Annotated in this window: 19 protein-coding genes and 1 pseudogene; 8 read left to right on the top strand and 12 right to left on the bottom strand. The window is 46.2% G+C overall.

All coding sequences use genetic code 11. The annotated features are described in order from the left end of the window. Positions 1–79: 79 nt before the first annotated feature. From N4J56_RS13055 to N4J56_RS13045, 3 genes are all read left to right on the top strand, one after another. Entirely contained in the window at positions 80–1,603 is a 1,524-nt protein-coding gene (locus N4J56_RS13055) for a chlorophyll a/b binding light-harvesting protein (RefSeq protein WP_317106843.1), read from the top strand. Between the two features lie 119 nt (positions 1,604–1,722). Further along, positions 1,723–2,232, top strand: a complete 510-nt coding sequence (gene fldA / locus N4J56_RS13050; RefSeq protein WP_317106842.1) for a flavodoxin FldA — start codon at positions 1,723–1,725, stop codon at positions 2,230–2,232. 78 nt (positions 2,233–2,310) lie between these two features. After that, positions 2,311–3,042: an alpha/beta hydrolase gene (locus tag N4J56_RS13045; RefSeq protein ID WP_317106841.1), complete on the top strand. Its 732-nt coding sequence runs from the start codon at positions 2,311–2,313 to the stop codon at positions 3,040–3,042. A gap of 60 nt (positions 3,043–3,102) precedes the next feature. Here the strand turns inward: N4J56_RS13045 and coaBC are convergent, their stop codons facing one another. From coaBC to N4J56_RS13025, 4 genes are all read right to left on the bottom strand, one after another. Beyond that, positions 3,103–4,311: a bifunctional phosphopantothenoylcysteine decarboxylase/phosphopantothenate--cysteine ligase CoaBC gene (coaBC, locus tag N4J56_RS13040; RefSeq protein ID WP_317106840.1), complete on the bottom strand. Its 1,209-nt coding sequence runs from the start codon at positions 4,309–4,311 to the stop codon at positions 3,103–3,105. 30 nt (positions 4,312–4,341) lie between these two features. Further along, positions 4,342–4,467: a hypothetical protein gene (locus N4J56_RS13035; protein ID WP_317106839.1), complete on the bottom strand. Its 126-nt coding sequence runs from the start codon at positions 4,465–4,467 to the stop codon at positions 4,342–4,344. A 124-nt stretch (positions 4,468–4,591) separates the two neighbouring features. Then, positions 4,592–4,804, bottom strand: coding sequence for a DUF2555 domain-containing protein (locus N4J56_RS13030; RefSeq protein WP_039717600.1), 213 nt, complete (start codon positions 4,802–4,804; stop codon positions 4,592–4,594). A gap of 230 nt (positions 4,805–5,034) precedes the next feature. Next, the gene (locus tag N4J56_RS13025) at positions 5,035–5,667 is read right to left on the bottom strand and encodes an alpha/beta hydrolase (RefSeq protein WP_317106837.1); all 633 of its coding nucleotides are present in this window, start codon (positions 5,665–5,667) and stop codon (positions 5,035–5,037) included. Positions 5,668–5,854: 187 nt separating this feature from the next. On the opposite strand from N4J56_RS13025, the gene N4J56_RS13020 reads away from it, so the two are divergent. The 3 genes from N4J56_RS13020 to N4J56_RS13010 all read left to right on the top strand — a co-directional run bounded on the left by N4J56_RS13020 (position 5,855) and on the right by N4J56_RS13010 (position 9,937). Then, entirely contained in the window at positions 5,855–7,411 is a 1,557-nt protein-coding gene (locus N4J56_RS13020) for a GTP-binding protein (protein WP_317106836.1), read from the top strand. Between the two features lie 259 nt (positions 7,412–7,670). Beyond that, a complete protein-coding gene (locus N4J56_RS13015; protein ID WP_317106835.1) occupies positions 7,671–8,570 on the top strand; it encodes a ScpA family protein in 900 nt (299 codons plus the stop codon). Positions 8,571–8,770: 200 nt separating this feature from the next. Further along, complete coding sequence (locus tag N4J56_RS13010) at positions 8,771–9,937, top strand: NDP-sugar synthase (RefSeq protein WP_317106834.1); 1,167 nt, start codon at positions 8,771–8,773, stop codon at positions 9,935–9,937. A 78-nt stretch (positions 9,938–10,015) separates the two neighbouring features. Here N4J56_RS13010 and speA read toward each other — a convergent pair whose 3' ends face one another. Beyond that, positions 10,016–12,025 (bottom strand): biosynthetic arginine decarboxylase, encoded by a 2,010-nt coding sequence (gene speA, locus N4J56_RS13005; RefSeq protein ID WP_410500491.1) that lies wholly within the window; start codon positions 12,023–12,025, stop codon positions 10,016–10,018. 246 nt (positions 12,026–12,271) lie between these two features. Between speA and ndk the strand changes: the two genes are divergently transcribed. Then, positions 12,272–12,721, top strand: a complete 450-nt coding sequence (ndk, locus tag N4J56_RS13000) for a nucleoside-diphosphate kinase (RefSeq protein ID WP_039716236.1) — start codon at positions 12,272–12,274, stop codon at positions 12,719–12,721. A 44-nt stretch (positions 12,722–12,765) separates the two neighbouring features. Here the strand turns inward: ndk and N4J56_RS12995 are convergent, their stop codons facing one another. Then, positions 12,766–13,500, bottom strand: coding sequence for a TerC family protein (locus tag N4J56_RS12995; RefSeq protein ID WP_317106832.1), 735 nt, complete (start codon positions 13,498–13,500; stop codon positions 12,766–12,768). Between the two features lie 315 nt (positions 13,501–13,815). On the opposite strand from N4J56_RS12995, the gene acs reads away from it, so the two are divergent. After that, positions 13,816–15,786 (top strand): acetate--CoA ligase, encoded by a 1,971-nt coding sequence (acs, locus tag N4J56_RS12990; protein ID WP_317106831.1) that lies wholly within the window; start codon positions 13,816–13,818, stop codon positions 15,784–15,786. 132 nt (positions 15,787–15,918) lie between these two features. Here the strand turns inward: acs and N4J56_RS12985 are convergent, their stop codons facing one another. From N4J56_RS12985 to devC, 6 genes and pseudogenes are all read right to left on the bottom strand, one after another. Further along, positions 15,919–16,659, bottom strand: coding sequence for an ATP-binding cassette domain-containing protein (locus N4J56_RS12985; RefSeq protein ID WP_317106830.1), 741 nt, complete (start codon positions 16,657–16,659; stop codon positions 15,919–15,921). Positions 16,660–16,759: 100 nt separating this feature from the next. After that, positions 16,760–17,593 (bottom strand): FtsX-like permease family protein, encoded by an 834-nt coding sequence (locus tag N4J56_RS12980; protein WP_317106829.1) that lies wholly within the window; start codon positions 17,591–17,593, stop codon positions 16,760–16,762. Positions 17,594–17,623: 30 nt separating this feature from the next. Continuing rightward, a complete protein-coding gene (locus N4J56_RS12975; RefSeq protein ID WP_317106828.1) occupies positions 17,624–17,932 on the bottom strand; it encodes a hypothetical protein in 309 nt (102 codons plus the stop codon). 135 nt (positions 17,933–18,067) lie between these two features. After that, positions 18,068–18,280 (bottom strand): annotated as a pseudogene (locus N4J56_RS40995) (DevC protein); the annotation flags it as partial. A gap of 16 nt (positions 18,281–18,296) precedes the next feature. Then, positions 18,297–19,565 carry an IS701 family transposase gene (locus N4J56_RS12970; protein WP_317104593.1) on the bottom strand — a complete coding sequence of 423 codons (1,269 nt, stop codon included), beginning with the start codon at positions 19,563–19,565 and terminating at the stop codon, positions 18,297–18,299. Positions 19,566–19,640: 75 nt separating this feature from the next. Continuing rightward, on the bottom strand, positions 19,641–20,600 hold the full coding sequence (gene devC, locus N4J56_RS12965; RefSeq protein WP_317106827.1) for an ABC transporter permease DevC: 960 nt from the start codon (positions 20,598–20,600) through the stop codon (positions 19,641–19,643). Between the last annotated feature and the right edge of the window lie 61 nt (positions 20,601–20,661).

Below are 20,661 nucleotides of genomic sequence, written 5' to 3'. Positions count from 1 at the left end.
CTGACTTAATGCAAATAATTTCAACTTAACTTTGGGCTTGCGATCGAAAAGATGAAAATATTTCTCAAGGAAGGCATAAATGACAGCAGTAATTTCTGATAGTCCATACAGAAACCAAATACCCGAAGTTGGCTGGTGGGCTGGTAACTTTCGCCTCACCAATCTATCCGGCAAATTGTTGGGCGCTCATATTGCCCACTCTGCATTAATCCTGTTGTGGGCTGGCGGAATGACTCTGTTTGAGTTGTCTCGTTACAACCCAAATTTACCAATGTACGAACAAGGGTTAATCCTGCTCCCTCATTTAGCAACTCTCGGTTTTGGTGTTGGTGCTGGCGGGCAAGTTACTAGTACCTACCCTTACTTTGTCATCAGCGTTTTGCATCTGATCCCTTCAGTAATTCTGGCAGCAGGTGGTATTTATCACTCTTTACTGGGACCCGAGGTGTTAGAAGACAATCCTACATTGGCTGGCTTTTTTGGTTATGACTGGAAAGATACAGGTAAGATGACGACGATCTTAGGCATTCACCTGATGCTTTTAGGTTTGGGTGCTTTGCTTCTCGTCGCCAAGGCAATGTTTTGGGGTGGATTATTTGACCCTTGGGTAGCTGGCGGTGGAGATGTGAGAGTTATCAATCATCCCACGCTGAACCCAGTCCGCATTTTCGGCTACTTGTTCGGCGCTTGGGGTTCGGAAGGAATGGCGGCTGTTAATAATTTGGAAGATATTGTTGGCGGTCACATCTGGGTTGGGTTGATGTTGATTGGTGGTGGCATTTTCCACATCTTGACTCAGCCGTTTGCCTGGGCGCGTCGAGTTTTAATTTACTCAGGTGAAGCGTATCTTGCCTATAGTATTGGTGCTGTAGCCTATATGGGCTTTTTTGCGGCGTACTTTGCCTCGGTGAACAACACTGCGTACCCCGAAGTTTTTTACGGTCCAATTCGCACTTTGGAAAGTTCTCCTGGGATTGTTTCTAGCCGTGGTTGGTTGGTCACTTTCCATTTCGTCCTAGCTGTCATATTTCTCCTGGGTCACATTTGGCACGCCCTCCGTTCCCGAGCGATCGCCGCTGGATTCGATTTGAAAAAAGGCGACTTGATCCAGCCACCATTATCAAATCCTCGATCGGGCGATCGCTTCTCGTCAGTTGATGCTGCCGATCTGACGCTGAACTTTCTGAAATACTTGCCAATTTATCGTCCTGGTATAACACCTCTCTCACGGGGACTAGAAATTGGGATGGCTCATGGTTATTGGTTAGTCGGTCCTTTTACCATACTAGGCTCGCTAGGTTCTTTAAACGACAGTCGCGCCAGTAATTTGCTCGGTTTACTAGCCGCAGGCAGTTTAATTGTCATCCTGACGATTGGGTTCTCAATTTACGGTAGTACCTCACAGGAAAAAAGTCTGGTTACAGTTCCACGCCCAAATTTTGCAGTCACAGTCCCAAACGTACCAGAGTCTCTACAAACTGTAGATAACTGGAGTCAGTTTTCGACTGGATTCTTTATTGGTGGAATTGGAGGAGCAATCTTTGCTTATTTGCTCTTAACTAACCTGAATTTATTTCAGGCAATTCCTATGATTGGAAGCTAGAGAATAGGGACTAGGGGATAGGAAAAATTTGGATTTTAAATTGTAGTTTCTTCCCCGATTCCCAATTCCAATTTCTTCAACAGATTTCATGTCAAACAAAATAATTTCAGGAGAATAAAATGACAAAAGTTGGGATTTTTTATGGTTCCACAACGGGAAAAACTGAAATGGTTGTCGAATCAATTCAAAAAGAATTTGGTCAAGATGTAGTAGATTTGCATAATATCGCTGATGTGGATGAAAGCGATTTTGAGGAATATACTAATTTGATTGTTGCTTGCCCTACTTGGAACATTGGCGAACTCCAAAGCGATTGGGATGGTTTTTTTCCCGATCTAGACAGTATTGATTTCAGTGGTAAGAAGGTAGCTTATTTTGGGACTGGCGATCAGATTGGTTATGCCGATAACTTTCAAGATGCAATGGGTATTCTAGAAGAAAAAATTGCAGAGTTAGGTGGTACAACTGTTGGATATTGGTCTACAGATGGTTACGACTTTAATGAATCTAAAGCTGTGAAGGACGGGAAGTTTGTTGGTTTGGCGATCGATGAAGATAATCAATCTGATTTAACTGACGAACGAGTAAAAGCTTGGGTAGCACAACTCAAGAAAGAGTTTGGCATTTAGTTTAATAGTTAACAGAAATTTGTGGGGTACGTTCATCAACGCACCCTACCAGTCATCTCAACTGTGAAGGAATTTTTCATGTCATTTCCCCATTATCTGTGGTTAAATACTAGTTCTAGTTTGCGTTGTTTTGAACAGCCTTTGTTAAATTATTTATCTAAACGAGTTTCAATTGCTCGTTGGGAATATTCGCAAACTCAAGACGAAGCTAGTTCGCTCGATATTGCCATAGAATTGTTAAACGACTACCTACAAAAGACAACCCATCCCGTTCACTTAATTGGACATAGCACGAGTGGCTTATTAGGATTCTTGTATGCGCGTCAATATCCTGAAAAGATTGCTTCTTTGACTCTTTTAGGTGTAGGTGCAGATGTTGCTATTGATTGGCAAGTTCACTATTACACTCACTTACAAGCTCTAAATCGGAAAAAAGTTTTACATACAATGGCTTATAATTTATTTGGTTGTTATGACGATCGCACAATTGAAGGATTGGTAAAGATTTTAGAAAAAGATCTCGATAGTTCGCTTTCACCCCATTCTCTTTGGCAAAGAGCTAATTTCCCTCATAATGGCGTGTCAGTACCATTAATGGTTTGTGGAAGTCTAGACGATCCAATTGTAGAAGCCACCGAACTCCATAAATGGCAACCTTGGTTAAAAGCAAGCGATCGCCTCCACCTTCATCCTGACGGCGGACACTTTTTTCACTTCTTTCAATCGCAACAAGCAGGAAAACATATTCTTAGCTTCTGGCAATCTTTAAGTTTATTAAATCAGCTAAAGGTGGTAGTTAATCAAGGATAAGTCAAAAGTCAAAAGTCAAAAGTTAAAAATTATTAGCTATAAATAACAAATGACCAATGACTAATGACTAACGACCAAATCGAAAATCCGATGTGCCATTTCTAACTTAGTCCCAGGTACGATCGCAATTCGATCGCCTGCTTTGTTTAAGAATATCGCTTGATTGTTGTCGCTGCCAAAGCCACTATCGGGTAGATCGATCGGATTGGCAACGATCGCATCTAATTTTTTGCGGTGTAATTTCTCTAAGGCTGGAGTGACTATATCTCCCGTTTGGGCAGCAAAGCCAATTAAAATTTGTTGGGGCTGTTTGCAATGTCCTAACTGGGCGAGAATATCTGTCACGGGTGCGAGAGGCAAACTTTCGGGTAGCGATCGCTTGGGTAACTTTTCGCGACTATAGTTTGCAGGTTTCACATCTGCTACAGCCGCCGCCATCACTGTAATATCAGCAGTAGGAAAGCACTCTAATATTGCCTTCTCCATTTCTGCCGCACTGATAACAGGTAGCGATCGCACTCCTGACGGTATTTCTGCGTTGACAATACCATGTACTAGAGTTACATCTGCACCCCGATGGAAAGCTGCGTGTGCCAAAGCTATTCCCATTTTGCCCGTGGCGGGATTACCGATAAAGCGTACCGGATCGAGATATTCTCGCGTTCCACCCGCGCTAATTAAAACTTGTTTTCCTAACAAGTCTCGCTTGCCAGACGTACATAATAAAGACTGAATATGAGTCACAATTTCTGCTGGTTCCGCCATCCGCCCCGCACCAACGCGATCGCAGGCTAGTAACCCATATCCCGTAGACATACCATAATATCGGTTGTCTGTCAATACCTGCTGCCAGTTGCGCTGTACTGCGACTTGTTGCCACATCTCCGTATTCATAGCTGGGGCTACTAACACGGGGCAAGTAGAAGCCAATACTGTATTTGTTAACAAGTTGTCAGCCATACCATAGGCTAATTTTGCCAGCGTATTTGCTGTTAGGGGTGCAATCAGCATAATTTCCGCCCACTCCCCTAAAGCGATGTGTAAGGGACGCTGATGGGTAGGTTGCCAAAAGTCTGCATCCGTATAAGCTGGATGACGAGATAAAGTTGATACCGTCAGTGGAGTGATAAATTGTCGAGCAGAATCGGTTAGGATAACCTTGACTTCTGCCCCAGATTTAAACAGCGTGGAAATAACTTCGCAAACCTTATAAGCCGCAATCCCCCCGCCAATTCCAACTAACACCCGCCTGGGCGATTTTAAACTCATCTCAACTTATCAACTCCTGTACGGGCGGGTTTAACTCCAGAATTCTGCGCGATCGCATCGATATTTTCCAACAAACCCGCCCCTACCATTCATTCTGACTCCTTTACGGGCGGGTTTAACTCCAGAATTCTGCGCGATCGCATCGGTATTTTCCAACAAAGCCGCCCCTACAATTCATTCCAACTTCTGTACGGGCGGGTTTAACTCCAGAATTCTGCGCGATCGCATCGGTATTTTCCAACAAACCCGCCCCTACAATTCATTCCGAATTCCGAATTCTTCACGATTCATCGTATGGTTCCAAATCGAGAAGATGAATATATGGTTCCACTAATTCTGGACGTTGAAAAGCGATCGCCCTGAGTAAATGCCAATCCTGCAAGCCGTCAAAAACATGCGTGTAGTTGTCTTGTTCTAAACGAGTTGCCAGTTCTGACACGTCTGTTGCTGACATAGCAGCAATATCCTGCCGAGAAATACTTGAAGTCTTCATCATGCTGCGATCCTCCCCAGAATCAGTTATCAGTTATCAGTTGTCAGTTATCAGTTAGTTCCGACTTCCGACTTCTGACTTCCGACTTTCCTCCAGTCCCCTCTATATACTACTCACTTTATCAAGGGTAAATCTCCGCAAGTTAACGGATTGCGATCGTAATTTTAATACTTGTTAAGTAATTTCTGCTTGGTGCGTGGTAGTTGGTAGTTGATAGTTGGACACACTCACTACTCGCTCCTCACTCCTCGCTCCTCACTCCTCGCTGTCACAAACTGCTGAATCAGTGGTAGTACTTCTGGGCGAATTTCGTGTCCCATGTCAAATTCTTGGTACTGGACGGCAACCCCCAAGGCAATTAAATTATCTCTAGCGTATTGGGCTGCTTTGAGTGGTACGACGGTGTCTTGCTTACCATGCACGATGAGTACTGGCGGGACTTCATCTAAGGATTGGGAGAGAGGATGCATATACCCGCTTAAGGCAATTAAACCCGCCAGAGGTAAGCCTAATCCTACATCCAAAGTCATTGCTGCGCCCTGAGAAAATCCACTTAAGATCGTTCTTGATAAGGGTATGCCAGTGGAAGCTTCGAGGGAAAGCAGCCAATCTTTCAAAATCTGCCTACTCTCATGAATGCCTTGATACTCTTGGCTAGAAAGGTCGTACCACATCCTACCTACAGAAGTATAAGGATGGGGAAAAGGGGCGTTGGGAAATAAAAATTGATATTTGTTTAAGTTTAATAAAGGTACGAGAGAGGCTAAATCTTTGGCATTTGCCCCCCATCCGTGCAGTACCACAACCAATCCTGCTGGTTTCGTCCCCGTTGTTGTTGCAACCGCGATCGCTTCTAAACTCAAAGCTTTACTCCCACCGTTCAGCTTTCTTAATATATCTTAAATGAGGGAGCAGGGAGCAGGGAGCAGAAAGGGACAAGGGAGACAAGGAGGACAAGGGAGACAAGGGAGCAACTACCAATTACCAACTACCCATTACCCATTACCAGCAGACTAAGATTGGAATAATCACTTTGTCTCATCCTAATTGATGAAACGACTGCGCCCGATCGCCATTATTGCAGGCATTGCTATTGCCTTGGGATTAGTTCTGTGGTTGGTAAGTTCTGTAGCACAGATTGCCGAGGTATGCAGATATTCGCCGCTACTGTGCAATTTCCTCATTGCCTTAATTATTGGGTTGATGTTGGCGTTGATTGGGGCAATTGTCTACTACATACTTGTGATTCAAAGGGGAGAGAGGCGATCGCAACGGAGAAAACAGCAAAGACAGGCGCAACAAACGCAGATCCCACCACAAAAGACGGAAGCTGCGGCTGAAAATCTCTCAGCGGTAAGACAGCAAGTTGCCCAAATTCAAGATGAGGTGACGCGACAGGCGTTAATCGAGCGATCGCAGGAGATTGAAGCAAATCTGGCGCGGGGAAATCTTCAAGTTGTCGTCTTCGGTACGGGTTCGGCTGGTAAAACTTCGCTGGTAAATGCCATTTTCGGGCGCATTGTCGGACAAATTGCCGCACCGATGGGAACGACGACGGTAGGACAAACCTATACTTTGCGCTTAAAAGGTTTAGAACGCAAAATTTTGATTACCGATACTCCAGGGATTCAAGAGGCGGGCGTGGCGGGAACGGAACGAGAACAGGTAGCCCGTCAGTTAGCAACTGAGGCAAATTTACTGTTATTCGTGGTTGATAACGATCTGCGGCAATCGGAATACATACCTTTACGGGCGTTGATTGAAATTGGTAAGCGATCGCTATTAGTTCTGAATAAAACAGATTTGTATGCCGATGAGGATAAAGAACAAATTCTTGCCCGGTTGCGCGAACGGGTTAAAGATTTAATTACCGCAAATGATGTTGTGGCGATCGCGGCTAACCCTCAACCCGTGACATTGCCAGAAGGGGAAATCTTTCAGCCAGATATAGAAGTCACCCCCTTACTACGTCGCATGGCGGCGATTTTGCGGCAAGAGGGAGAAGAATTAATTGCCGATAATATTCTCCTACAATCTCATCGGTTGGGGGAAGAAGCGCGTCAGCTGATCGATACCCAACAGCGACAGCAAGCCGAGAATGTTGTCGAAAGATATCAATGGATCGTGGCGGGTGTCGTGTTGGTTACGCCAATACCAGTAGCCGATCTCCTGGCAACTGCGGCTGTTAACGCCCAAATGGTGGTAGAAATTGGCAGCGTTTACGGTTGTGAGTTAAATATCGAACGGGGAAAAGAACTAGCTTTATCTTTGGGTAAAATTTTGGCAAGTTTGGGGATTGTGAAAGGGGCATTTCAGTTGCTCAGTGCTGCTTTACAACTCACCGTACCGACTTTTCTGATTGGCAGGGCAATTCAAGCCGTGACTGCGGCTTATTTAACTCGGATTGCTGGCAGAAGTTTCATTGAATATTTCCGCCGCGATCGCGATTGGGGTGATGGCGGAATTGCTGAAGTCGTACAGCAACAGTTTCAATTAAGTCGCCGCGATGAATTTATTCGCGAGTTCGTCCAGCAGGCGATCGCGCGGGTGATTCAACCTTTAACGAGTCGCTCTCAAATTATAGAAAATGAGCAAGAGTGGCAATGAGAACTCATTAAGTGCCTAGCTCCTCTAAGACTTACGTTTAGACTTTTTCAGAGACAACTAACGACTACTCCTTTAATTTTTGTTGAGTTATTTCACCAATCTCGAATTTCCCCTTCAAGATCTTGCGGTAAGACTGAGGTAAAGTCAAAAGTCAAAAGTCAAAAGCCAAAACTGACTGTTTGTCACTACTCACTTATGACTAATGACCAATGACTAATGACCAACGACCAATGACCAATGACGTTCTTTTAGGTCAAGCATGAATGCTGCTGAAATTTTTGAAGGAATTGCGCTGTTAATTGAGCTGGCACAAAGAGGAGAAATCGATCCTTGGGATGTCAGAGTCATTGAAGCGATCGATCGCTACTTGAATGCGTTGCTAGCTGCCCAAGAAATAACACCAGGCTCATACGAATCAAATTTATCTCAATCGGGACAGGCTTTTTTACTGGCATCGCTGCTAGTCTTGTTTAAAGCCAACACCCTCACCGGACTAGATTCTCCCCCTGACGAGTTAGAACTGGATACAGAAGAGTTATTGCTAGTAGGGGAAGGGGAGTTTGCTACGCGGTTACGTTTGCCTCTAGAACAGCAATTACATCGTCGTCCGGTTGCCGTACCTCCCCAAAAACGCCCTGTAACCCTCCAAGATTTGATCGAGCATTTGCAGCTAATTGCGACTCAGTTGCAGTCTGAAGGTAATCTGACAGCCAAAACTAGCCGCAGCCGCCGTTCTGTATCTCAGTCACGCGCAGATGCTCGCAAGCCCTTAGAACTGGCTCACCAGGAAAATCTGACTCAAGTAGCGCGAGAACTGGAAGAGTTTTTATCTCGCTACTCGTCACAATTTTTAACTTTAGAACAAAATTGGCTAAATTTAGAACAGTTAGTAGATTTATGGACGCAAACCAAACAAGTCGCCACATCTATCGTAGCTACTATGTCTCATAGCGAATTGCCGAGCGATCGCGGTTGTCCCTCATCGCAAAAACACGAAAAAGTCAGCGTCTTTTGGGCGTTGCTACTACTCTCAGCCCAATCTAAGGTGGAATTATCGCAGGAAGAGTTTTATCAAGAAATTAAAATTAGGACTTTGGGCGGTTCCGAACAATTGGCGATCGGCGATACTGACTCCAAAACCACTGTATGTTCTGTTTAAAAGGGGGGCAATCGCGCTTGGCAAAAAGTATTTAGTATGCTGTACTGGGCAGGCAACTACGCTGTGTAGTTTTCGGGATGATTTCGGTAGAGAATTAAACGAGGATCGAAAATGCAATCAAACGATCGCATTTGTTTTTAATCAAGAGTAGATTTTGCATCAATCGCTTACAGTTGTCTCATGTTGAGGAGTAGCTTCTAATGAAAGCCATGATTCTGGCAGCGGGTAAGGGTACGAGAGTCCGCCCCATTACCTACACCATCCCCAAACCGCTCATTCCTATCCTGCAAAAGCCAGTGATGGAGTTTCTCCTTGAACTATTGCGCCAACACGGTTTTGACCAAATTATGGTCAACGTCAGCCACCTAGCTAACGAAATCGAAAACTACTTCCGCGACGGACAGCGCTTTGGCGTACAGCTTGCCTATTCCTTTGAAGGAAAAATTGTCGATGGCGTTCTCGTTGGAGAAGCGGTAGGATCTGCGGGAGGAATGCGGCGAATTCAGGACTTCGCGCCGTTTTTTAACGATACCTTTGTTGTACTGTGCGGCGATGCGCTAATTGACTTAGACTTAACGGCAGCTGTGAAATGGCATAGAGAGAAAGGCTCTATTGCTACAGTCATCATGAAATCCGTTCCCCGCGAAGAAGTTCCTAGTTACGGGATCGTGGTGACAGACGAAGACGGACGAGTCAGAACCTTCCAAGAAAAGCCAAAAGTTGAAGAAGCTCTGAGTACCAACATTAGTACGGGAATTTATATATTTGAGCCAGAAATATTTAATTACATTCCACCTGGAGAAAATTTTGATATTGGTAGTCAACTATTTCCCAAACTTGTAGAAAAAAATGCACCTTTTTATGGCTTGGTGATGGATTTTGAATGGGTGGATATCGGTAAGGTTCCCGATTACTGGCAAGCCATTCGCGGCGTACTCCAAGGTGAAATTAAAAACGTCCAAATTCCAGGACATGAAGTTCGTCCTGGGATTTACACTGGTCTGAGCGTTGCCGTCAACTGGGACAAAGTAGATATTACTGGTCCCGTGTATATCGGTGGAATGACGCGGATTGAAGATGGTGCGAAAATAGTTGGTCCTACCATGATCGGTCCCAACTGCTATATTTGTGGCGGCGCTACAGTTGACAATAGCGTCATTTTCGAGTACTCGCGTTTAGGTCCGGGAGTCCGCCTCGTAGATAAGCTCGTCTACGGGCGCTATTGCGTCGATAAAACGGGAGCCATGATTGATGTCCAAGCCGCTGCCTTAGATTGGTTGATTACGGATACCCGCGTCGAAACGCCATCCCAGCCTGCAATTGAAAGACAGGCGATCGCTGAATTACTAGGAATTGAAGCCAGCTGACAATCGTAGTAGGGGCGCACAGATGTGCGCCCCTACGGATGTTTTTGCGCCCCTACGGATGTTTTTTATCTCTACAACTTACGCTGGCGAAGACAAATATGTATATCGGCTGAGACTCTGTTCGTAGGTTTGGAGGAGGCGCTGGGATTCCTGCAAGGTAATTTGTTTTTCCAGCATGGCTTGTTCGCTGCGCTGGCGGATACTTTCTACCAGATCTTCAGCGTCGTACTGTACGTAGCCCAAAACTTCGGTCATGGTGTCGCCTTTAACAACATGTTCGATCTGATAGCCTTTGGGCGTTAGTTGAATGTGGACGGCGTTAGTATCTCCAAACAAGTTATGTAAATTACCCATGATCTCTTGGTACGCACCATTGAGGAACATGCCCAGATAGTAGGGTTCTCCTGGTTTGTAGGAATGCATTTCTAGCACGGATTTCACATCTCGCAAGTCGATAAAGCGATCGATCTTGCCGTCACTATCGCAGGTTAAATCTGCTAAAATGCCCCGCCGATCGGGTTCTTCGTCTAAACGATGGATCGGCATGATCGGGAAAAGCTGATCGATCGCCCAGCAATCCGGCGCTGATTGGAATACGGAAAGATTGACGTAGTAGATGGAAGCCATGATCTTTTCTAACTCTTCCAAATCGTCGGGTACGTATTCCTCGTGGCGGGTTATAGCCATTAGCTTCTCGCAGCAAGCCCAGTAAATCCGCTCTACCCTAGCTCTTTCTGTCAGGCGCATAATTCCCAAGTTAAAGCGGCTGATGGCTTCATCTTTAAACTGCACCGCATCGTGATACGCCTCTTGATAATTTTCGTTAGTAATCGATTGGTAAGTTTCCCAAAGGTGGTGGACGATTGGCGGTTCGTCCTCCTTGGGTGGTTCTGGCGTACCGAAAGGAACATCGGAAGTACTGACGACATCAAAGATCAAAACCGACTGATGGGAAGCAACCGCTCGTCCGCTTTCACTGATCAGCGTCGGAACTGAAACTTGCCGTTCCGCACAGGCATATTTCAACTCTGCCACGATGTCATTGGCATAGTTTTGCATGTTGTAGTTTTTAGAGGCGTAGAAGTTAGTTTGGGAGCCGTCGTAGTCTACACCCAAGCCGCCACCTACATCCAAATACTTCATGTTTGCTCCCAGCATCGCCAACTCTACATAAATTCGGCTGGCTTCTTGAATCGCGTCTTTGATGACATTAATCGCGGAGATTTGGGAACCGATATGGAAGTGGAGTAATTGCAGCGAACCGAGGAGATTGGCGGCGCGTAACTTTTCTACCGCTTGAATGATTTCGGGGATAGTCAAACCAAATTTAGCCCGATCGCCTGTAGAAGTTCCCCAGCGTCCCATTCCTTGGGTACTAAGTTTTGCCCGCACGCCCAAAATTGGCTGAATTCCCAACTGACGACTGGCTTCAATTGCCAAATCGACTTCTTCAACTTGCTCTAGGACGACGATTGGTGTTTGTCCTAAACGGCTGGCTAGCATGGCGATTTCGATATATTCCTTATCCTTGTAGCCATTGCAAACAATCAGCGCCCCTGGAGTATCTAGCAACGCCAAAGCAATCATTAACTCTGGTTTAGAGCCAGCTTCCAAGCCGAACTGGTGCGGTTTGCCAAATCGCACCAAATCTTCAATTAGGTGGCGTTGTTGGTTGCATTTGACCGGAAATACGCCACGATAGACACCAGGATAGTTGTAACGGGCGATCGCCTTGGCAAAACAAGCATTCAACCGCTCGATCCGGTCTTCTAAAATATCAGAAAAGCGAATTAACAGAGGTAGTCCCAAATTTCGCTGTTTTAAAGCATTTACCAACTCGTACAAATCCAACGAACCACCGCGATCGCCTTTGGGAGAAACTGTGATATGACCAGCGGCATTAATCGAAAAATATGGTTCGCCCCACCCTTGAATTCGGTAGAGCGCTTCGCTGTCTTCAATCGTCCACGAACGCGATAATTTACCAGGAGCGATGTGCAACGACTTCTTCTTTTCGTTTTTTAGCTCGGTTTTGGTTTGCGCAACCGTCGCTGGCTCCATTTCTTCTACAGTTGGATCTGCTCCCATGTCGTCTATTCTCACCTCGTCTTTCTAACCTCTGTACAGCCCCACGCATAGCCAGTGTAACTTATTCAAATTAAGGTCATGGGTAGTTGGTAAGTCGTAAGTTGTAAGTCGTAAGTAACTGATAACTGATAACTGTTCGCCGATTTAAGATAATCTAATTTTGATATTTGTTACTTGTCACTAGACATTGGTGAGTTGCAAATGACTAATGACCAATGACCAATGACAACTTGAAGGGAGATAGCTGTGGAACGCACATTTTTAGCAATTAAGCCCGATGGCGTACAACGAAGTTTAGTCGGTGAAATTATTCGTCGTTTTGAAGCTAAAGGCTTTACTCTGGTTGGGATGAAGTTTATGAAAGTCAGCCGCGAACTTGCCGAGCAGCATTATGGCGTTCACCGAGAAAGACCATTTTTCCAAGGTTTAGTCGAGTTTATCACTTCGGGTCCCGTCGTAGCGATGGTTTGGGAAGGCGATGGAGTTATTGCTTCAGCGCGGAAGATGATCGGTGCTACTAACCCCCTAACAGCAGAACCAGGAACAATTCGGGGCGACTATGGCGTTAACATTGGGCGTAACATCATTCATGGTTCCGATGCACCGGAGACTGCCCAACAGGAAGTTAGCCTCTGGTTTAAGGAAGAAGAACTAGCGAGTTGGGAACCTAGCTTGACTCCGTGGATTAAGGAGTAGGGAGTTGTAGAGACGTTACATGTAACGTCTCTACAACCGATTCTCTACTTCGGTACTTCAGCCTTTTCTTTATTTTCTGTAGGTACGATCGCTTCAGGAGAGTCCTCAACATTGCGCTTGGAAAAGCCCCAGAGAAATAACAGCGCGATCGCGGTTATCATTAACCATTCTGGGGGTACTAAAGCATCGTTAGCTACCCGCAGCAACAATCGCAAGCCTACCAAGGCAACGGTGATATATCCGGCATCTTCTAAATGGGTAAATTCATCTAACCAGCGAATGAATAAACCTGCCATGAATCGGAGGGTGATAATACCAACAGTAGCCCCCGTCAGTACCAGCCAGCGTTCTTGAGAAACTGCGATCGCTGTAGTGACGCTATCGAGAGAAAATGCTAAATCTGTGAAGGCGATGATGGGGATAGCTTGCCAAAGCGCTTGAAATCGAGGTCCATGGTGCAGGTGGTCTTCGTCTTCTACTGAGGTAAAGTGTTGAAATACTAGCCACAGTAGATAAAGCGCACCTAATAGCTCGAACTGCCAGTATTGCTGTACCCAAGTTGCTGTCAAGATTAAGGCAATCCGCAGCACGAAGGCAACTACTAAGCCGAGATTGAGCGCTTGACGTTCGAGTTTTTTATTTTCTAGTCCTTGGGCGATCGCCGCGAGAGCGATCGCATTATCAGCCGAGAGTACCGCCTCTAAAAAGATCAAAATGGTTAAGACTGCGGCGGTTTCAATGCTGGCGTGATACGGGGAATTTAGGATTTCGTCTATCATTAACAGTTTTTAAACCTGAAGACCCTACAGATACAGCTTGTCAAAATATGACTCTTCCATTCAGCTTAACCTGTTGAGCGGGAGAGAGGGAGAGTAGGCTAGGCGTTGCAATCGCTTGAAATCGCGTTCTCACCAGGATAATTTACAGCAAGCTTTGTTCCATCTACAACTTTCACGCTCGCAAATAGTGATGGAGCTACCTGACTACAATTGTCGAATACGGGTAGTTGCCCATCTTAACGAAAATCAAAACAATTTCGGGCAAATCTGCATTCAGAATGGTTTTTAGTAGCAATAACGATTACAGCGATCGCTATGTCACAAATCACGATTGAATCCATCCTGCAAGAGAAGCGTTTATTTCAACCTGCGGCAGAATTTTCTCAAAAAGCTCACATCAAAAGTTTCGATGAATATGAAGAACTCTATAACAAAGCCAAAGCCAATCCACAGCAATTTTGGGCTGAACTAGCGGAAAAAGAATTGCATTGGTTCCAAAAATGGGACACGGTGTTAGATTGGCAACCGCCTTTTGCGAAATGGTTTGTCGGTGGCAAAATAAATATTTCTTACAATTGTCTCGATCGCCACCTTACCACTTGGCGCAAGAATAAAGCTGCTTTGATCTGGGAAGGCGAACCAGGCGATTCTCGCACTCTCACCTACGCGCAACTACATCGGGAAGTCTGTAAATTTGCCAATGTTCTCAAACAGTTAGGGGTAAAAAAAGGAGATCTCGTCGGCATTTATATGCCAATGATTCCCGAAGCCGCGATCGCCATGTTAGCCTGTGCCAGAATTGGCGCACCTCACAGCGTTGTCTTTGGTGGTTTCAGCGCCGAAGCCTTGCGCGATCGCCTGAATGACGCTCAAGCTAAGTTAGTCGTGACAGCCGATGGCGGTTGGCGTAAAGATGCGATCGTTCCCCTTAAAGATCAAGTTGATAAAGCTTTAGCTGAGAATGCCGTCCCTACGGTCGAAAACGTCCTCGTTGTCAAGCGTACAGCACAACAAGTTCACATGGAAGCAGGGCGCGATCGTTGGTGGCACGATTTAGAAAAAGGCATATCGGCAGATTGTCCCGCCGAACCGATGGACAGCGAGGATATGCTGTTTGTCCTCTATACTTCTGGTAGCACGGGTAAACCCAAGGGTGTTGTACACACAACCGCAGGTTACAACCTCTACACCCACATGACAACCAAATGGATTTTTGACCTACAAGATACTGATGTCTACTGGTGTACGGCGGATGTGGGTTGGATTACCGGACATAGCTACATCGTCTACGGTCCCCTATCTAACGGTGCAACTACACTGATGTATGAAGGTGCGCCGCGTCCCTCCAATCCTGGGTGTATGTGGGATGTAATTGAAAAATACGGCGTAAATATCTTCTACACCGCACCTACGGCGATTCGCGCCTTTATTAGAATGGGTGAAGACTTGCCCAAAGCCAGAAATCTCTCTTCCCTACGCTTGCTGGGAACGGTAGGCGAACCGATCAATCCTGAAGCCTGGATGTGGTATCAGCGCGTTATTGGCGGCGATCGCTGTCCGATTGTCGATACTTGGTGGCAAACGGAAACTGGGGGTATCATGATTACACCCTTACCAGGGGCAATTCCTACTAAACCTGGTTCGGCGACTCGTCCTTTCCCTGGCATCTTAGCTGACGTAGTGGATTTAGAAGGCAACCCCGTCGGCGATTATAACGGTGGCTATTTAGTCGTGCGTCACCCTTGGCCTGGAATGATGCGGACAGTCTACAACGATCCCGATCGCTTCCGCCGCACCTATTGGGAACACATCCCCCCCAAAGATGGACAGTACGTCTATTTTGCTGGAGACGGGGCGAGACGGGATGAAAATGGTTATTACTGGGTGATGGGTCGTGTCGATGACGTGATCAACGTAGCCGGACACCGTTTGGGGACGATGGAAGTTGAATCAGCCTTGGTGTCTCATCCAGCGGTAGCTGAAGCCGCCGTCGTGAGTAAGCCAGATGAGGTGAAAGGAGAAGAAATCGTTGCCTTTGTCACCCTAGAAGGGACGATAACACCCAGCGAGGCGTTGAACAAGGAACTCAAGCAGCACGTCGTCAATGAAATTGGGGCGATCGCGCGTCCTGGCGAAATTCGCTTTACCGATTCCCTACCCAAAACCCGTTCGGGGAAAATCATGCGGCGGTTACTCCGTTCTCTAGCCGCAGGTGAAGAAGTTTCTGGGGATACTTCCACTCTAGAAGATCGTAGCGTGTTGGATAAATTAAGGGAAGGCGCTTAGAAAACCGGCTTATGTAGAGACGTTACATGTAATGTCTCTACACCCGACTCCCGATTCTTGTACGGGCGAGTTCATTAAGATACTTCACTACTGACAGAGATGTTAGGTGAACTCGCCCTTATAACTCCGGCATTAACTAAACATCCTCCGATCGATACTTTTCGGATCGCGGCTAGAGACGAAATTATCTAAATTTTCGTCCGATTCTAAACGACCTTCAACTAAGTTAATAATGCGATCGGCTACATCTAAAATACTATTGTCGTGGGTGACAATTAAAATCGTGCAGCCCTGTTCCTTGGCAAGTTTTTGCATCAACATCACAACTTCGCGCCCCGACTTTTTATCTAAGGCAGCAGTGGGTTCGTCTGCTAAAATTAGTCGCGGTTGATTGACTAAAGCACGGGCGATCGCGACTCTTTGTTTTTGTCCTCCTGATAAAGCATTGGGTTTATAATCGACGCGGTTGGCTAAACCCAATTGACTCAACATTTCTACTGCTAATTTGCGCTTTTCTCGCCAGTTATTTGTTAATTCCACAGCCATTTCTACATTTTGCGAGGCAGTCAGAGATTCAAATAAATTGTGTGCTTGGAAGATAAAACCAATATTCCGTCGTATTTCTACCAATTGAGATTTATGCAGTCCGACTAATTCTTTTTCTAATACTAATAAATTCCCTTCATGAGCCGATCGCAACGCTCCAATTAAACTCAAAAGAGTTGTTTTCCCCGAACCCGATGGACCAGTCATAATCACGATTTGTCCCTTGGGTAGATCGAGATTGATGTCAGACAATACCTGGGTACGTAAATCGCCCTGCCCAAAATAATAATTGAGTCGGCGAATTATAACAGCAAATTTATCTGTCATAAGCTGTCACGTATAGCAGGGAGTCGGGAGTCGGGAGTCGGGAGTCGGCAATAGAAAAATTTTGACTTTTGACTTTTAACTTTTGACTTACTTATCTTTCTCACGAACCAAATACCTCCGCCGGATCTGTCGCTTGAACTTTACGCACGGCGATCGCGCCCGAAATTAAACACATAATAAAGGTAGCAATCAGAATATTGATTGCTCGTTCCCAAGTCATTTGCATTAACAAACCTGTAGAATTAGCTGTCAAACTATACAGTCCCAAACTGATAAAAAATCCTGGGACAAAGCCAAAAAACACGAGAATCACCGATTCCTGCAACACGATTCCTAGCAGGTGAAAATTAGAATAACCGATCGCTTTGAGCGTGGCATATTCTGCCCAATGTTCTGCTACATCCGTATACAAAATTTGATAAACCAAAATAATCCCGACAAAAAAACCCATCGTTGTTAGCAGCGAAAACACAAAGCCAATTGCCGTATTTTCTTGCCAGTAGCTTAATTCTTTTTGCACGAACTCGGCTTTCGTCCACACGGCGACATCTTGCGGTAGTTGCTGGCGCAGTGCAGATGCGATCGCATCGACATCGGCATTTTCCGCCACTTTCAACAGTCCGATATCGACAGTATTGAGCGTGCGGCTGTCTTCCTCTGGAGCCAAGTTAGCAAAATAGCGCAAAAAATTTTGGTCGCTGATGACGACATTGCCATTTCCAGAAGCAAAGTCCGTTCCCAAACTAAAAGTACCCACCAACCGAATTTGCTGTTCTGACAACTCGGTGACTGTACCAGGAGCGATCGATCCCACTTCCGATCGCGATTGGTCGTCAATGAGTGCCGTCCAAGGTAGCTTCAACGCCTCCCGATGTTGTAAAATTCCAGGCAGAGGCAATACAGGGTCATCTGGGTTGAAAGCAATGACCCGCAATGGTCTGATCGTTTTCGTTTGAGGATTTTTTCAATCGCCTGTAGTCGTGTAAAAAGGATAGGCAGCGACTACACCCTCAAAAGTCTGTGCTTGATAAAGTCGTCTGCGGGCAAATTGCTCTGGTACGAACATATTGTACTTGAGCCGATTGACGATCAGAATTTCTCCATTGAGCCGTTTTAGCAGTTGTACTAGGCTGTCGTACAAAGCATTTTCAAACCCTTGAAAGATAAACATCAACAACACGGCAAAAGAGACTCCTGCAACGGCGGTCAACAAGCGGCGCTTTTCGTGAGTCAGATTGAACCAAGCCAAAGGAGTGTGACGGGGGGGAAGCATGACTAGGGGTGAGGGAGAGAAGAGAGCTGAGGGAGAGAAGAGAGCTGAGGGAGAGAAGAGAGCTGAGGGAGAGAAGAGAGCAATTCTAGTTCCCCTAGCCACTAGCCACTAGCCACTCTCCCGACTCCCGACTCCCTAAAAAACTTCGGCGGGATCGGCGTTGATGACTTTTTGCAGGGAAACTAAGCCGGAGATGGTACACATGAGGATCGTTAGTAGCAGCACGAAAATAGCGCGTTCGAGTTCCATGGCGATGGGTAGACCTCCACTGGTGGCTTTTAAGGTGAGATCGTATAGACCAAGGGAGATGGCGAAGCCTGGAATGTAACCTAGAAGAGCAAGAATAATGGGACTTTAAAACTTTCTAAGCCCAAATATAGCCGAACTTAGCTCTGTGAGAGGCAAATACATCAACATGCTCATTAAGCCAGCGGACCAAACGAAACTCGACTGCGGTGCGGAATGCCTCCAATGCTTCGGCAAAGGTTTGTAAGGGTTTGGTTGCCCAACGTCTGCGGAATCCGCCGGTCAACTGATGCCAAAGGATGAAGGTGTAAGCGATGAACACTAAAACCCAATGACGCTTCATACTCAGAGCATCCCGAACTTGATACTCACTCAAACCCAACCAGCCCTTGGCTTCTCGATAGAAGACCTCCACCCAGTTGCGAGCAGAATATGTTTGAGCTACCCAAGCCGCACTGACTTGGTTGTCAGAGGCATTGGTGAGAAAGTAATCCACCTCCGTCGCTTGCTCGAAACTAGAGGCATTGAGTTGAATCGCCAGCCAGCGAGTGCCTTCGAGCTTCGGAACGTGAACTGGTAACAGCGCCACCCAAACTGTCCGGGGCTGCTCCAGATTGAGTTGCACAGGTGTGAACTGCTCCACTGCCAAGGTTTGAGCAATAGCTTCTAATCCCTGCTTACGAGCAGACTCATCACCTGATGTTTGAGCAGTAACTTGGCGGTTTTTGGCGATTGCTGCCACGTAAGTTAGGTTTCTCGACTCCAACTGCTTGAGAAAAGGCGTGTTATTACCGTAGCCTGCATCAATTACAGTCACACCCGGTCGATAACCGCGCTTCAAGCATTGGTCAACCAAGTCTAGAGCCAGGTCAGGTTTTTTCTGGAAGTTGGGGTCTGCCTTGCCTTGCTCGAATAAACTTGCGTGTTGATAGAGTGCAACATCTAACGGCAGACGTCGCACTCCATCATACAAGTAGGTAGTCAGCAGCACAATACCATTGTCAGTCTTGCCAATCTCCCCAATGTACTGCCGTCCTACCCCATCAGTAGCCGCACCACTTTTGCGATGTCCCGAATCATCTACAATCAATGTGAAACCTTGACTCGGGGTCGTCTGGCGACACTGGTGCATCACCTCCAACCGCCGATTATTTAGCTTGACTTCATCCCAAGGGGCATTGTTGAGAAAATGTCTGAGGCTGTTGTAGGAGCCATCTACTGTATTTGTGACCAGTTGGCTCAGGTTTTTGCGCTGACTCTCACCCAGCAGTCCCCCTAGATAAACACGAAATTCCTGCCGCTGCTTCTGACGCGAAAATACATCATCAAACCGACGACACCAGTTCTCAAAGCACTGCGGCATCGCTGCTGGTACTTGATCTTTCACCTTACGTTGCTCCTGTCGAGACTGACGTAAAACGCAACTCCTACCCGCATTCTAGCTCAATTTGCTCCATCTTTCTTACAAAGTCCCACTAATTGCTTCTTGAATGACGATCGCGCATAAAACTCGGCTGCGATAACCCATTGCTTTGAGGGTGGCATATTGCCGTAAGTGGCTGGAAACATCGGTATAGAGAATTTGATAGACGATGACGACACCGACAATACAGGAGACAATCACCCCCATGCCAAAGATAAAGCCCGTGGAAGTTGCCCCAATCCAGTACTCGCGATCGCGATCGATGATTTCTGCTTTCGTAATCACTTCGACATCTTTGGGTAAAATTCGCTGCAAGTCCTTGACAACTGTATCGATATCTGCATCCGATCGCAGTTTCACTAGTCCTAAACTGACGCGGTTGAGTGGAAAGGGATCGAAATAGCGGCGAAAGTTTTGATCGCTCATAATTAACGTGCCATCAGCAGCAAATCCACCGCCGAAGGTGTATTGACCACCAATTGTCACTTTTCTGCCAATTCCTCTCGATCTGGCTTCTGTCGTCGTGCCAATTTTTTGCGTCCCGTATTCAGGGCGGGAAAGGCGATCGTATAGAACGGTATCTGGACGCAGTAGCGCGGCTCGATTTGCCGGAGAATCCAATTCTGGAATTAAAAATACCGGATCGCTGGGGTTAATGCCAAAGGCAAAGATCGCTCGGCTGAGGCGAGTTTCGGGGTTGCGCCATTGGAGATAACCTAAATAAAGTGGCATAGCTCTTTCTACGCCGTTAACTCCTCGTGCTTGATAGATCCGCTCGATTGCAAAGGGTTTGGTACTGCTAATTTCTAAAGCTAAAGGCGATCGCAGATAGATATCAGCATTAATTTGCTCGTACATTTGGCTGGCAGATTTTGCCAGAGAACCCAAAAAACCCAAGTTCATAAATACGAGAATGACCGCAAAAGCAACTCCGGCGATCGCGACAACTAACCGCGTCTTTTCGTGTGCCAAATTCAACCAGGCGATCGGAGTCCTCATCTTCAGTGACCAGTGACCAGTGACCAGTGACCAGTTTTTTTTGATTTTTGCATTTGCGTGA

The organism is Chroococcidiopsis sp. SAG 2025, from assembly GCF_032860985.1.
GTDB lineage: Bacteria > Cyanobacteriota > Cyanobacteriia > Cyanobacteriales > Chroococcidiopsidaceae > Chroococcidiopsis.
The sequence above is the reverse complement of the archived record's forward strand: the minus strand, read 5'-3'. Positions and strand labels throughout refer to the sequence as shown.

Bases quoted from the DNA above. Each gene is read 5' to 3' on its own strand.
- N4J56_RS13055 (WP_317106843.1), top strand. From the start codon at position 80: ATGACAGCAGTAATTTCTGATAGTCCATACAGAAACCAAATACCCGAA.
- fldA (WP_317106842.1), top strand. From the start codon at position 1,723: ATGACAAAAGTTGGGATTTTTTATGGTTCCACAACGGGAAAAACTGAA.
- N4J56_RS13045 (WP_317106841.1), top strand. From the start codon at position 2,311: ATGTCATTTCCCCATTATCTGTGGTTAAATACTAGTTCTAGTTTGCGT.
- coaBC (WP_317106840.1), bottom strand. From the start codon at position 4,311: ATGAGTTTAAAATCGCCCAGGCGGGTGTTAGTTGGAATTGGCGGGGGG.
- N4J56_RS13030 (WP_039717600.1), bottom strand. From the start codon at position 4,804: ATGAAGACTTCAAGTATTTCTCGGCAGGATATTGCTGCTATGTCAGCA.
- N4J56_RS13020 (WP_317106836.1), top strand. From the start codon at position 5,855: ATGAAACGACTGCGCCCGATCGCCATTATTGCAGGCATTGCTATTGCC.
- N4J56_RS13015 (WP_317106835.1), top strand. From the start codon at position 7,671: ATGAATGCTGCTGAAATTTTTGAAGGAATTGCGCTGTTAATTGAGCTG.
- N4J56_RS13010 (WP_317106834.1), top strand. From the start codon at position 8,771: ATGAAAGCCATGATTCTGGCAGCGGGTAAGGGTACGAGAGTCCGCCCC.
- speA (WP_410500491.1), bottom strand. From the start codon at position 12,025: ATGGGAGCAGATCCAACTGTAGAAGAAATGGAGCCAGCGACGGTTGCG.
- N4J56_RS12995 (WP_317106832.1), bottom strand. From the start codon at position 13,500: ATGATAGACGAAATCCTAAATTCCCCGTATCACGCCAGCATTGAAACC.
- acs (WP_317106831.1), top strand. From the start codon at position 13,816: ATGTCACAAATCACGATTGAATCCATCCTGCAAGAGAAGCGTTTATTT.
- N4J56_RS12985 (WP_317106830.1), bottom strand. From the start codon at position 16,659: ATGACAGATAAATTTGCTGTTATAATTCGCCGACTCAATTATTATTTT.
- N4J56_RS12975 (WP_317106828.1), bottom strand. From the start codon at position 17,932: ATGCTTCCCCCCCGTCACACTCCTTTGGCTTGGTTCAATCTGACTCAC.
- devC (WP_317106827.1), bottom strand. From the start codon at position 20,600: ATGAGGACTCCGATCGCCTGGTTGAATTTGGCACACGAAAAGACGCGG.